Here is a 16,174-nt window from a genome sequence, read left to right as displayed (position 1 = left end):
GAGGTGCTCCAATGTCGGTATTTAAAACTCAAGAAACGTACTGGGAAAACCTGTTTGATGAAGAAGACGGCCTAAGCGCATTCCCTTACTTTAAAGCAGCGGATAAAGCATCGTTGGCCCGTACCGGCTACCAGGAAAAATGCATCTGCCGTTCCTTATCTCCGGAAGTATCTCAAAGAATCATGACAATGGCGAATCATTCCGATATGGCTGCCTATCTGATTTTATTGGCGGGTATTGAATGCTTGTTATATAAATATACGGATCAAACGAGCCTGATTCTTGGCATTCCAACGGTATCGAAGCAAAAAGCCGGCCAGTCAGCCGTTAACAACATTGTCCTCTTAAAAAATACGCTTTCAAACGAGAGCACATTTAAAACCGTATTCGGGCAGCTGAAAGAAGCCGTTAATGATTCTCTGAAAAATCAAAACCTGCCGTTTAGAAAAATGGTCCGGCATCTGAGCGTGCAATACAATGACGAGCATATGCCTCTGATTCATACCGTCGTTTCGCTTAACGAAATTCATTCCTTGCAATTTAAAGAAGATACTGCAACCGATACGCTGTTTCACTTTGATTTGGAGAACAACGGGATTCATTTGAAGCTTTTTTATAACGGCAATCTGTACGATGAGCGCTATATCAATCAAATTGTATCCCATTTGGATCAGCTGCTGTCTGTGATCCTGTTTCAGCCTCAAGCCGCGATCCATACGGCAGAGATCTTACCGGAAGCGGAAAAACAGAAGCTATTGTTTGATTTTAACGACACCGGCGCAGATTTCTCCGGGAGCAGAACAGTCGATCAATTATTTGAAGAGCAGGCAGAAAGAACGCCTGAGCATACGGCCGTCAAGTTTAAAAACGACCATTTGACGTACAGGGAACTGAATGAGAAGGCGAGCCGTTTGGCAAGAACATTGCGTAATTGCGGGGTTCAACCCGATACGTTAGTCGCCATTCTCGCTGATCGTTCTTTAGAGATGATCGTATCCATTATAGCCGTTTGGAAGGCAGGGGGCGCTTATGTGCCCCTGGATCCTGAATATCCAACAGAGCGGCTTCAATATTTGCTTCATGATGCGGATGCAGACGTTCTCCTTGTTCAGCATCATTTAAAAAACAGTCTCGCCTTTGACGGCCCGGTGATCGATTTGAATGATGAAACATCATACCATGCCGATTACTCATTGTTATCATCAGTAGCGGGACACAGCCATTTAGCCTATGTCATTTATACGTCGGGTACAACAGGAAAGCCGAAAGGGGTCATGGTTGAACACGGCGGCATTGTAAACTCGCTTCAGTGGAAGAAGGCGTTTTTTAAGCATTCTCCGGCGGATCGCGTGCTTGTCTTGTACCCGTATGTTTTTGATGCGTTCATTTTAAATTTCTTCGGCCCGCTCATCTCGGGGGCAACTTTGCACCTTTTGCCTAATGAAGAGAATAAAGAAACTTTCGCCATTCAAAATGCCATAAAACAAGAAAGAATTACCCATTTCTCAACTTCTCCCCGTCTTCTGAAAACGATGATCGAACAGATGAACAGAGAGGATTTCATCCATGTTCAGCATGTTGTTGTAGGCGGTGAGCAGCTGGAAACAGATACAGTTGAGAAGCTGCATTCTCTGCAGCCTCGCATTCGGATCAATAATGAATACGGACCGACAGAAAACAGCGTGGTATCTACATTTCACCCTGTTCAGTCCGCTGATGAACAGATCACAATCGGCAGCCCGGTGGCCAACCATCAAGCTTATATTTTAGGAGCGCACCATCAAATCCAGCCGATCGGCGTACCGGGAGAGCTGTATGTCGGAGGAGCGGGAGTGGCCCGCGGCTACCTCAATCGGCCTGAATTGACGGAGGAAAAATTTGTGGAGCATCTGCATGTCCCTGGTCAAAAGATGTATAAAACGGGGGATCTCGCCAGATGGATGCCAGATGGACGGATTGAATATTTAGGGCGGATTGATCATCAAGTGAAAATTCGCGGCTACCGGATTGAGATCGGCGAGGTAGAGGCAGCCATGTTCAACCTGGAAAACGTTCGTGAAGCCGCAGTCGTCGCGCGGGAAGGCGCAGACGGGGCCAAACAATTGTATGCCTATTATGTCGGCGAGCCTTCTTTGACCGCTGCGCAGTTCAGAGAAGACTTATCCCGGGAACTGCCGAATTATATGATTCCCTCCCGTTTTATCCCTTTGGAACGCATTCCGCTCACTTCCAATGGAAAGATTGATCTGAAAGCTTTGCCTGCTGCTGACGAAAATACGCGGACGGAAAACGAATACATACCCCCGCGGAACACAATAGAAGAACTGCTGGCGTCCATCTGGCAAGAAGTATTAGGGGCAGAACGTATAGGAATTCTGGATAATTTCTTTGATTTTGGCGGAGATTCGATTAAATCAATTCAGGTGTCATCCAGATTGTATCAAGCCGGATACAAGGTTGATATGAAGCATTTGTTTAAACACCCCTCGATTGCTGAACTTAGTCAGTTTGTAGCGCCGGTCAGCAGGGTGGCTGATCAAGGAGAAGTGAATGGCGGAACCAAGCTGACCCCGATACAGCATTGGTTTTTTGAGCAAAAAATGCCGCATGCACACCATTACAATCAGGCCGTCATGTTATATTCGGCGGAAGGCTTTCAAGAGGCTCCGCTTCGCCGGACGATGGAACGGATCGCGTCGCATCACGATGCCTTGAGGATGATTTTTGAAAAAACGCCGGATGGATACGCTCCGCGAATTACAGGAACAGATGAAAGTGAACTATACCATCTGGAAGTGATGAATTATAAAGGGGAAACCGATCCGGCTCAAGCGATTGCCGATAAAGCGAATGAGATTCAAAGCAGCATGGTATTAGACAAAGGGCCATTGATGAAGCTCGGTTTGTTCCAATGTCCGGACGGAGATCATTTGCTGATTGCAATTCATCATTTGCTGATTGACGGAGTATCCTGGCGTATTTTGCTCGAAGATTTTGCAAGCGGTTATGAGCAGGCAGAACGCGGACAAACGATCCAGCTGCCGCAAAAAACAGATTCGTTTCCATTCTGGGCCGATCAATTGTCCAAATATGCGGCGGAAACCGATATGGAAAAGGAGATTGCGTATTGGACTGAGCTTTCAAGTATAAAGCCTCAACCATTGCCTAAGGACACTATCAGCGAAGGATCGTTATTAAGAGACAGCGAAGAAGTGACGATTCAATGGACAAAAGAGGAAACGGAGCAATTATTAAAACATGCGAACCGCGCCTACAACACGGATATCAACGATCTGCTGCTGACTTCGTTAGGGCTGGCCGTTCACAAGTGGACAGGCACGGAAGACATTGTCGTGAATTTGGAAGGCCACGGGAGAGAACCGATTATTCCGGATGCTGACATTTCCCGCACGATAGGATGGTTCACAAGCCAGTACCCTGTCGTCCTGAGAATGGAAGCCGGAAAAAACCTGTCGCAGCGGATCAAGATCGTGAAAGAAGGGCTGCGCCGTATCCCTGACAAAGGAATGAATTACAGCATCATCAAATATATATCCGGGCACCCGGAAGCCGACAGCCTGCAGCTGAATCCGGAGATATCGTTTAACTATTTGGGACAATTTGACCAAGACCTGAAGCATCAGGCTTTACGCATCTCGCCTTTTTCCACAGGGTTATCAATGAACGAAAACCAAGAGAGAACGGCCGTGCTTGATTTGAACGGCATGATTGCCGAAGGGACATTATCACTGACACTGAGCTACAGCAGCAAACAATACGAAAGATCTACTATGGCGCAATTTGCCCGGGGGTTGAAAGAAAGTCTGCAAGAAGTCATTGCGCATTGCGTAAGCCGGCAGCAGACTTCTCTCACACCAAGTGACATCCTGTTAAAAGACATCTCAATCGACGAACTGGAACAGCTTTTGGAGCAGACGCGTGAATTAGGCGAAGCGGAAAATATTTATCCATTAACGCCGATGCAGAAGGGCATGCTGTTTCACAGCTTATTTGATCCGAATTCAGGTGCTTATTTTCAGCAAACGATGTTTGATCTGCATGGAGATCTGGAGATTGATTCATTTTCAAAAAGCTTGGACGGCTTATCGCAAAAATATGATATTTTCCGCACAAATTTTTACAGAGGCTGGAAGGATCAGCCGCTCCAAATCATATTCAAAACGAAAAAAATCGGTTTTCAATTCAATGACTTACGAGAGATGAAGGAATCACAAAAAGAAGCGATGATTCAGCAGTATGCCAGAGAAGATAAGATGCGGGGGTTCGACTTAGAAAAAGGCGCGTTAATGCGGTTATTCATCCTTCGTACGGATGAAAAAACATACCGTTTTATCTGGAGTTTCCACCATATTTTGATGGACGGCTGGTGCCTGCCGCTGATTACAAAAGAAATATTCGAGAATTACTTTGCCTTGCTTCAGCAAAGGCAGCCTGAACAATCATCAATCACTCCGTACAGTCAATATATTGAATGGCTCGGCCGGCAAGATGCGAAAGAGGCCGCGGCTTATTGGGATCAGTACTTAGAGGGATATGAGGAGCAAACCGGCCTTCCTAAGGATCACCATGCAGCGGAAGACGGACGATACGTTCCTGAAAAAGTGACGTGTGACATAAGCTCCGATCTCACTTCGAAAATGAAGCGGACGGCAGGCAAGCATCATGTCACGCTGAACACGCTGCTGCAGACGGCATGGGCGGTTTTGCTGCAGAAATATAACCGAAGCCGGGACGTTGTGTTTGGAAGTGTTGTATCCGGAAGACCTGCTGGAATTCCAAACGTGGAAACCATGATCGGCTTATTCATTAACACCATTCCCGTCCGGTTCCGGTGTGAAGCAGGGACAACGTTTGCCGGGCTTATGAAAGAGGCGCAGGAAAGGGCTGTAGCGTCTCAACAATTTGAGACGCACCCGCTGTACGATATTCAAGCGCGTACAACGCAAAAGCAAGATTTAATTACACATTTAATGATATTCGAAAATTATCCGGTTGATCAGTATATGGAAAGTATAGGCCGCCAAAACGGAACATCCATCACGATTTCCAACGTACAAATGGAAGAACAGACCAACTATGATTTTAATTTGACCGTTATACCGGGCGACGAGATGAACATCTCTTTTGAATACAATGCAAATGTGTATGAGCGGGCAAGCATAGAGCGGGTTCGGGAACATTTCATGCAAATCCTGCATCAAGTCGTGACAGATGCGGATATCCGGGTGGATCAAGCGGAATTGTTAACGGAAGGAGAAAGAAAAACCCTTCTGCAGACGCTTAACGACACGGCCGCGCCGTTTCCGCAGACGCCGGTTCATCAATTATTTGAAGAGCAATCGCAGCGTACGCCCGATCAAGCAGCCGTCATTGATAAGGATAGGCAGCTCACGTACGGAGAGCTCAATAAGCGGGCCAACCGCCTGGCGCGAACGTTAAGAGCGAAAGGAGTGCAGACGGATCAGCCTGTAGCCATCATCACAAGAAACAGCATCGAATCGGTGGTCGGAATCCTTGCCGTTTTAAAATCAGGCGGAGCCTATGTCCCTATAGATCCGGAATATCCGCAAGACCGCATCCGGTATATGCTGGATGACTCCCAAGCCGGAATCGTTTTAATGCAGCGGGACGTCAGGAAACAGCTTGCCTATGAAGGCGTCACGGTTTTACTTGATGATGAAAGTTCTTATCACCAAGATGGCTCTGACCTTGCTCCGATAAATGATGTGAGCCATTTGGCATATGTCATTTATACGTCAGGTTCCACAGGCCGGCCAAAAGGCGTACTAATCGAGCACCGAGGCTTGACCAATTATATTTGGTGGGCGAAAGAGGTTTATGTAAAAGGCGAGAAAGCCAACTTCCCATTGTATTCGTCAATTTCTTTTGATCTGACGGTGACTTCTATTTTCACGCCGCTTGTCACAGGCAATGCAATCATCGTCTATGACGGAGAGGATAAAACAGCTCTGCTTGAATCGATTGTGCGGGACCCGAGGGTGGATATCATTAAATTGACCCCGGCCCATTTGCAGGTTTTGAAAGAAATGAACATTGCCGATCAAACGGCTGTCCGAAGAATGATTGTGGGCGGGGAAAACTTAAGCACACGGTTAGCCCGCAGCATTCACGAACAGTTCGAAGGCCGGATTGAAATATGCAATGAGTACGGACCGACGGAAACCGTTGTCGGCTGCATGATTTACCGTTATGATGCCGCAAAGGACAGGCGGGAATCGGTACCGATCGGAACCGCTGCGGCAAACACGAGCATTTACGTTCTTGATGAAAATATGAAACCCGCACCGATCGGTGTCCCGGGAGAAATCTATATCAGCGGCGCCGGTGTGGCAAGAGGATATTTAAACCGTCCCGAATTAACGGCGGAAAAATTTGTCGATGACCTGTTTGAACCCGGAGCCAAGATGTATAAGACCGGAGATTTGGCGAAGTGGCTGGCGGACGGAAACATTGAATATGCGGGCAGAATAGATGAACAAGTGAAAATCAGAGGCTATCGTATCGAATTAGGCGAGATCGAGGCGGCACTGCTTCAAGAAGAAGCGATCAAGGAAGCTGTCGTTACAGCCAGAGAGGATGTCCACGGGTTTAAACAATTGTGTGCATATTACGTGAGCGGCGGACAAACAACGGGAGCCCGGCTCCGGAAACAATTGTCTCAAACCCTTGCAAGTTATATGGTTCCGGCTTATTTTATCGAGCTTGATGAAATGCCTTTAACTTCTAACGGAAAAATAAACAAAAAAGGGCTGCCGGCTCCGGATTTCGAACTGCAGGACAGAGCAGAGTATAAAGCTCCCCGAACAAAAGCGGAAGAAATATTAGTTTCTGCCTGGGAATCGGTATTAGGCGCTGAAAACGTCAGTATTCTTGATAATTTCTTTGACCTTGGCGGAGATTCCATTAAATCCATTCAAGTATCCTCCAGATTAAATCAGCAAGGATACAAAATGGAAATCAAAGACTTGTTTCAATATGCAACAATTGCAGAATTGAGTCCGCATATCAAGCAGAATCTGCGTATAGCCGATCAAGGTGAGGTCAAAGGAAAAGTCAGCCTGACTCCTATTCAGCATTGGTTCTTTGATCACATAACGACAGATCAGCATTATTACAATCAAGCCGTCATGCTGCATGCGCCGGAAGGTTTTCAGGAAACGCAGCTTCGTCAAACCCTGCAAAAGCTTGCTGAACATCACGATGCGCTCCGCATGACGTTCCGGACTACGGAAAATGGCTGTGAGGCACAGAATGAAGAAATCGCCCAAAGCGGACTGTACCGCTTAGACGTCCTGAATCTGAAAGAAGATTCCGACCCGGGACGGACAATTGAAGCCAAGGCTGATGAGATACAAAGCAGTATGCGTTTAAGTGATGGGCCGTTAATGAAAGCCGGGTTGTTTCAATGCGCAAATGGAGATCATTTGCTCATTGCCATCCATCATTTGATTGTAGACGGGATTTCATGGCGCATTTTACTGGAAGATATCGTTAGCGGCTACAAGCAAGCCGAGAACGGGCGAGTGATTCAACTGCCGCAAAAAACAGACTCTTTCCAATTATGGGCTAAGAGACTTTCAGAATACGCGCAAAGTGAAACCATAAAACAAGAACAGGAATATTGGACAAAGATCGAACAAACCGAAGTCAAACCGCTGCCTAAAGATTTTCATGAAACTCATACTACTGCAAAAGACAGTGAAACAGCAGCTGTGGAATGGACGAAAGAGGAAACGGAGCTCTTATTAAAACAAGCGAATCGCGCTTATAACACGGAAATAAACGATTTGCTCTTAACTTCTCTGGGTCTTTCCATATCGCATTGGTCAGGACTGGAACAAATTCCGATTCATTTAGAGGGACACGGCCGAGAACAGATTATACAGGATATAGATATCTCCCGCACGGTCGGGTGGTTTACAAGTCTGTATCCGGTTGTGCTGCACGCGCAACCGGGCAAAGAAATCTCTGATTATATCAAGACGACCAAAGAAGGATTGCGCCAAATTCCGCATAAAGGGATCGGATATGGAATAACAAGGTACTTAAGCGGCGGAATGCCATCGAAACTCAATCCTGAGATCAGCTTTAACTACCTGGGACAGTTTGACCAAGATTTACAGCAGCATGGGGTTCAATTATCTTCTTATTCTTGCGGTTCAGACTCAAGCGGAAATCAAGAAAGACCGTATGTATTGAATATAAACGGAATGATCACCGAGGGCCGGCTGAAGCTTACGATCAGCTACAGCAGCAAACAGTACGCAAAAGAAACGATCATGCGGTTATCGGAAACGATTCAAAGCCGCCTGCGGACCATCATTACGCATTGCGTTCATAAAGAACAATCGGAACTGACGCCAAGCGATATTTTGTTAAAAGGCATGTCCATTGACGAATTGGATCAGCTCCTCATTCAACTGCCGCATGCAGGTGAGGTTGAAAACGTGTATCCGCTCACTCCGATGCAGAAAGGAATGCTCTTCCACAGCCTGCTGGACGAGGCCTCAAGTTCTTATTTTGAACAAGCATCGTTCGATTTGCAGGGAGAGTTAAAGATTGATTGGTTTAAAGCAAGCCTTGAACGATTATTTGAAACATACGCCGTGCTCAGAACCCGTTTTTACAGCGGCTGGAACGATACTCCTTTACAAATTGTCTATAAAACGCAAACACCGCAAATTCATTTTGCAGATTTGCGTGATAGAGAGGAGCACCTGCGCGAGGATGCAATCGCAGCCTATCAAAGAGAAGATAAGGCAAAAGGATTTGACTTGGCTCGGGATCCGCTGATGCGCATAGCGATTTTCCGTATGGAAGACCGCAAATATCATTTGATTTGGAGCTTCCATCATATTGTGATGGATGGCTGGTGCCTGTCTCTTATCACGAAGGAAGTGTTTGATCATTATAGCGCCTTACAGGAAGGCAGGGAACCAGAACCGTCATCGGCAGCTCCTTACAGCGACTATATCGAGTGGCTTGACCGCCAAGATCAGGGAGCGGCAAAGCGGTACTGGAGCGGGTATCTTGAAGGATATAAAGGTGAAACCACGCTTCTTCATAAAATAGCGCAGCATGAACAAAAAGAATACGCCTATGCCAATGTGATCTGCCGATTTAATCACGAACAGACAAAACAATTACAGCAGATCGCAAATCAGCATCAGGTTACATTAAATACGTTGATCCAAACGTTATGGGGAGTTTTATTACAGAAATACAGCGGGTCCGCAGACGTTGTCTTCGGCAGTGTTGTGTCGGGAAGGCCGGCGGAAATTCCTGATGTGGAACAGATGATCGGCCTGTTCATCAATACCATTCCGGTTCGCATCCGCTGCGATGAAGACAGCACTTTTGCTGATACGATGCAAATGGTTCAACAAAACGCGCTGGCTTCCCAATCGTACGATACCTATCCTTTATACGAAATTCAGGCCCAAACGGAACAAAAGCAAAACTTAATTGATCATATCATGATCTTTGAAAATTATCCGATAGGGCAGCAAGTTGAAGAGGGCCATGATGCTGCGGATTTAAATATCGTGAATTTCCATATAGAAGAACACACCCATTACGATTTTAATGTAGTTGTCATCCCTGGCGAACAACTCACCGTTCATTTTAGTTTTAACCGAAATGAATATGGACAATCAGAAGCAGAGCGGATTCGCGGACATTTTGAACAGCTTATGCAGCAAGTATTGCAGCTGCCGTCTGTCAAAATAGAAGAAATGGAACTTCTGACGCAGCAAGAAAAAGAACAGCTGCACAGCCGTTTTCAGTCTAACGAAATGCATTACCCACGTGAACAAACGATTCATCAGCTGTTCGAGGAACAAGTGCTCCGGACGCCGGACCATGAGGCGATTATATTCGGGGGGCAGCGTATGACATACCTTGAGTTAAATGAACGGGCCAATCAACTAGCACGTACTTTACGAGCTGAAGGCCTACAGGCCGACCAGCTTGTTGCGATCATGGCTGAGCGTTCTCTAGAAATGATGGTGGGGATTTATGCAATCCTGAAAGCGGGAGGCGCTTATGTGCCAATCGACCCGGATTACCCGGAGGAACGCATCCGCTACATCCTTGAAGATTCAGGAGCGACCCTGCTGCTGTCACAGCGTCACGTGAAAGAACGGGTTGCTTTTGCAGGAACGGTCATCGATCTCGATGATACTTCCGTTTATGATGATGACGTTTCTAACTTGGAGCCGCTGTCCGGTGCGGGCGATAGGGCATATGTAATTTACACGTCCGGATCGACCGGCAAGCCCAAGGGGGTTATGGTTGAACATCGTCCGGTTATAAACCGGTTGATGTGGATGCAAAAGGCTTATCCGATCGGCAGCGGCGATACGATTTTACAAAAGACAGCGATCACCTTCGACGTCTCGGTATGGGAGCTGTTCTGGTGGGCTTTGACCGGTGCGAAGGTGTGCCTGCTTCCGCTCGGTGGAGAGAAAGACCCTGAAGTGATTTGGAACACAATAGAAGAGCAAAGTATCACGACAATGCATTTCGTCCCGGCGATGCTGCACGCCTTCCTGAAGTTTGCGGAAACACAGACGGCGAGCGGACAGACAAGCAAGCTGCGTACGTTGCGGCAAGTGTTTGCAAGCGGCGAGGCATTAATGCCGGCACATACGGCAAGATTTCATCGCCTTATTACGCCTGTGAACGGCGCCCGACTGATCAACCTGTACGGCCCGACGGAAGCAACGGTCGATGTCTCGTACTTCAACTGCGAAGCGAACCAAGCGTATGCATCAGTACCGATCGGCAAGCCGATCTCGAATATACAGCTGTATATGATGGCACCGGGATCAATGCGTCTACAGCCAGTCGGAGTACCGGGAGAGCTTTGCATCGCAGGCGACGGACTGGCGAGGGGGTACCTGAACCGTCCGGAGCTGACTGCGGAGAAGTTCGTGGATCATCCGTTCGAACCCGGCAAACGGATGTACCGGACGGGCGATCTGGCGAGATGGCTGCCGGACGGTAACATCGAATATTTGGGCCGGATCGATCATCAGGTGAAAATTCGAGGATACAGGATCGAACTCGGCGAGGTGGAAGCTCAGCTCTTAAAGATAGGGTCGGTACAGGAAGCAGTAGTCACCGCTCTTGAAGACGGAGACGGAGAAAAGCAGCTATGCGCATACTTTTCAGCGAACACCGAGCTGATGGTGAGCGAGCTGCGAATAGCGCTGTCGCAGGAACTGCCGGGGTATATGATCCCGTCGTACTTTATCCAACTGGAGCGTTTGCCGCTCACGGCAAACGGAAAAGTCGACCGCAAAGCATTGCCAGCACCAGAAGGAGGCGTGCAAACGGGGGGCGAATACGTTGCTCCCCGTACAGCGGCGGAAGCGCAGCTGGCGCATATCTGGAAAGAGGTGCTTGGACTTCCGCGTATCGGCGTGAAAGACAACTTCTTCGACATCGGCGGTCACTCGCTGCGGGCAACGACTCTGACGGCGAAGCTGCACAAAGAGATGGGGGTCAGCCTGCCGCTGCGGGAAGTGTTCCGGTCGCCAACAATTGAAGAAATGGCAGAAACGATTACCGGAATGAAACACACGGCATATACATCTATCCCGACCGTTGAAGCAAAAGAATACTATGCCGTCTCCTCGGCGCAAAAACGGCTGTACATTTTGAACCAGCTGAAAGGCGGAGAGCTGAGCTACAACATGCCGAGTGTCATGAGAGCCGATGGAGCTCTGAATCGGGAACTTGTCGAGAAGGCGATCCGCAAGCTGATTCAGCGCCATGAAACGCTGCGTACCGGCTTTGAACTGATAGATGGAGAACCGGTGCAGCGGATTTATGACGACGTCCCATTTGCAGTGGAATTCACTCAGGCGAAAGAAGAACAGGCGGAAGCCCTCGTTCATGGGTTTGTGCGGGCATTTGACTTGGAGAAAGCGCCGCTGCTGCGGGTAGGACTGATCGAGCTTGCAAAAGACCGCCATTTGCTGCTGTTTGACATGCATCATATCATCTCAGACGGCGTATCTATCAAGAATTTGATTGAAGAGTTCGTTTCATTGTATGAAGGAAAAGAGTTGCCGCCATTGCGGATTCAGTATAAAGATTATGCGGCGTGGCAGCTGTCGGATATGCAAAGCGAACGGATGAAGAAACAGGAAGCGTACTGGCTGGATGTGTTCAGCGGAGAGGTTCCGGTGTTGGATATGCCAACCGACTACGGAAGACCGGCTGCGCGGAGCTTTGAAGGAGGACAAATCGAGTTTGTCATCGGACCGGAGTTGACGGAACAGCTGAAAGGCTTGGCGGTGAAGAGCGAAAGCACGCTGTACATGGTGCTGCTGGCTGCTTATACGACCATGCTGGCCAAATACAGCGGGCAAGAAGACATCGTAGTAGGCAGCCCGATTGCCGGAAGAACCCATTCGGATTTGGAAAGCTTAATCGGCATGTTCGTGGGCACACTGGCGATACGAACGAATCCGGTCGGGGAAAAAACATTCCGGGAATACGTGCAGGAAGTCAAAGAGCATACATTAAAAGCGTACGAAAACCAGGAGTATCCATTCGACGAACTGGTGGACAAGCTGAATGTGTCCCGGGATTTCAGCCGCCATCCGCTGTTTGACACGATGTTCATATGGCAAAACACAGAACGGGGAGAATTGAGCCTCGATGATGTGCGTTTTACCCCTTATCCGGACAACCATGCGATGGCGAAGTTCGACCTGACGTTCCAAGCGGCAGAAAATGAAGACGGAATTACAGGTATGATCAGTTACGCGGCAGCGCTGTACAAGCAGGAAACTGCGGAACGCATGGCAAAGCACTTTATCCAATTGATCGAGGCGATTGCGAATGATCCGCAGGCGCCGCTTTCATCGCTGGAGATGATCACCGCGAAGGAGAAAGAGCAGATTGTGGAGAGATGGGGCCAATCGGCGATAGACTGCCCAAGGGACAAAACAATTCACCAATTATTCGAGGAGCAGGCGGAGCGCACGCCGGAACATACGGCCGCAGTTTACGAGAAAAGCCGATTCACATACCGTGAGCTGAATGAGCGGGCCAACCGCCTGGCGCGGATTTTAAGAAGCGAAGGCGTACAGCCTGACCAGCCTGTGGGTATTCTGGCAGAACGTTCTCTGGAAATGATCGTGGGGATTATGGCGATCCTGAAAGCCGGGGGCGCGTATGTGCCGATGGATCCGGACAGCCCGCAGGAACGCATCCGCTATATTCTGGAGGATTCAGGAGCAAAGGTTCTGCTGGCACAGCCCCATTTACAAGATCGTGTATCCTTTGCCGGAGAGATTTTACTGCTGAATGACGAACGAATGAACAGCGGGGACGGCTCGAATCTGGTGACGGCAGCCGGACCGGATCACTTGGCGTATGTGATTTACACATCAGGCACAACCGGCAAGCCAAAAGGCACGCTGATTGAGCATCGCCAGGTCCTTCATTTGATGGAGGGGCTCCGCGGACAAGTGTACGGTGCTTATGATTCGGGATTGCGTGTGTCTCTGTTGGCACCGTACTATTTCGACGCATCGGTCAAGCAAATTTTCGCGGCACTGTTAGGGGGACATGCACTGTATATCGTCCCTAAAGCATCAGTATCAGACGGTTATGCCTTGTCAAACTATTATCGCACCCACCGCATTGACGTAACAGACGGAACACCGTCACATTTGCAATTGCTTATCGCTGCAGACAGCCTTCATGGGGTAACGATCCGGCACATGCTTATTGGAGGAGAGGCGCTCCCGCAGGCGACGGCGGCGCAATTGCTTGAATTGTTCGCTTCGAACGGGTCATCAATGCCGCTCATAACCAATGTATACGGTCCGACGGAAACCTGTGTGGATGCATCGGTCTTTCATATCGTACCGGAGACATTGGCATCCGCTGACGACGGCGGTTACGTGCCGATCGGCAAACCGCTGGGCAACAACCGTGTGTATATTGTTGATTCCCATGATCGGATGCTGCCTATAGGTGTAAAGGGTGAGCTGTGCATCGCCGGAGACGGAGTAGGACGAGGATATCTGAACTTGCCTGAATTAACGGGCGAAAAGTTTGTGGCCGATCCGTTTGTAATCGGAGAGCGGATGTATAAAACAGGCGATCTTGCCCGTTACCTGCCGGATGGAAACATTGAATATGCCGGAAGAAAGGATCATCAGGTCAAAATTCGCGGTTACCGGATCGAACTTGGCGAGGTGGAAGCCGCTCTTCTCAACATCGAGCATGTACAAGAAGCGGTGATCCTGGCCAGAGAAAATGCAGAGGGGCAAAGCGATTTGTATGCCTATTTTACAGGGGAGAAGTCACTGCCGATCAATCAGCTTAAAGAAAAACTCTCCGATCAAATACCAGGCTACATGGTTCCTTCATACTTGATGCAGCTGGAGCAAATGCCGTTAACCTCCAATGGAAAAGTGAATCGCAGCGCGTTACCGCTGCCTGAAGCAGGCTTGCAGACCGGGATTGACTATGTTGCTCCAAGGACAAAACCGGAAGAGCAGCTGGTTCACATCTGGAAAGAAGTATTGAAGGTAGAACAAGTCGGCGTCAAAGATAACTTTTTCGATCTAGGCGGGCATTCGTTACGGGGAATGACGCTCGTTACCAAGATCCATAAGCAGTTCGACAAAAGCATTTCATTGAGAGAAGTGTTTCAATACCCGACGATTGAAGAAATGGCGAGGGTCATTGCAGGCGCGGAAACCAGCGGACCGGCTGAAATCCCTGTTGCAGAAGCCAAAGATGTTTATCCTGTATCTTCTGTACAAAAGATGGTTTACCTGTCTACACAAATTGAAGGCGGAGAACTAAGTTACAACATGCCGGGCATTTTGACATTGGAAGGCAGGATCGACATGAATCGTTTACAATCTGCGTTCCAAAGTCTGATCCAGCGCCATGAATCGCTACAAACCGGATTTGAAATGGTCCGCGGAGAGCTGGTGCAGGTGATCAAGCCGCAGGCGGATTTCTCTATAGAAAGGTACAAAGCAGCTGATGAGCAGGTCGAGGAGCTGTTCCGCAATTTCGTGCGGCCTTTCGATCTCAGTCAGGCTCCGTTGCTTCGGGCCGGACTCATCGAATTAGAACAGGACAGACATGTTTTCATGTTTGACATGCATCATATCATTTCAGACGGCGCTTCTATGAATATTTTTGTTGAAGAACTGATTCAATTGTATGACGGCAAAGAATTAACCCCGCTCCGGATTCAATACAAAGATTACACTGTATGGCAGCAGCAGGCGGAGCAGAGGGAACGCATCAAGAGGCAGGAGAACTATTGGCTGAACGTATTTCATGAGGAACTCCCGCCATTTGAGCTGCCGAAAGATTTTGCCAGACCGCGAATTCGAAGCTTTGAAGGCAAGCGATACAATTTCGCTCTCGATGAGACCGTGGTCCAGGGGATAAAACAGATGGAAGAATTGACCGGATCGACCGCTTACATGATCTTGCTGTCAGCCTATAACATACTGCTGGCCAAATACAGCGGTCAGGAAGATATCGTCGTCGGTACGCCTATTGCGGGAAGAATGCATGAAGATTTACAGCATATTATCGGGATGTTTGTGAATACGCTGGCCATCCGTACGGCTCCGGCTGGAGAAAAGACCTTTATGGACTATGTAACGGAAACAAAAGAAACGATGCTGAAAGCTTATGAAAATCAAGAGTATCCTTTTGAAGAATTAGTTGAGAAACTGGGAGTGAAACGGGACTTAAGCCGTAATCCGTTATTCGATACGATGTTTGTTCTGCAAAATACGGAACAAACGGATATCGAATTGGACTCTCTCGCGGTCAGACCATATGAACAAACGAATACGGCGGCCAAATTTGATTTGCAGCTGACCTTCGTGATGAATCCGCACGAGATTCAAGGAAGCTTTGAGTACTGCACGAAGCTGTTCAAACAGAAAACCATCGCTACGCTGAGCAAGGATTACGCCATGATTCTGTCGGCGATCATAAAAGACCCATCGATTCCTTTAAAAGAAATTCAATTAAGTGAGAAAGTAAACAAAAGTGAACACTTTGCAAGCGAAATCGAATTGAATTTCTAAAAACGGCCGGTTCCGGCTGTCCCCGGCATGGTGTTTTT

At 48.2% G+C, this 16,174-nt stretch carries 1 protein-coding gene; it reads left to right on the top strand.

Annotated elements, in window-relative coordinates:
* Positions 1–11 precede the first annotated feature (11 nt).
* Positions 12–16,136, top strand: a complete 16,125-nt coding sequence (locus tag J6600_RS09280) for a non-ribosomal peptide synthase/polyketide synthase (RefSeq protein ID WP_209388298.1) — start codon at positions 12–14, stop codon at positions 16,134–16,136.
* Positions 16,137–16,174: the final 38 nt, after the last annotated feature.

Origin of the sequence: Bacillus sp. LJBV19, from assembly GCF_017797845.1 — a bacterium.
In the GTDB taxonomy this organism is placed as follows: Bacteria; Bacillota; Bacilli; order Bacillales; family Bacillaceae; genus Bacillus; species Bacillus velezensis.
The sequence above is the reverse complement of the archived record's forward strand: the minus strand, read 5'-3'. Positions and strand labels throughout refer to the sequence as shown.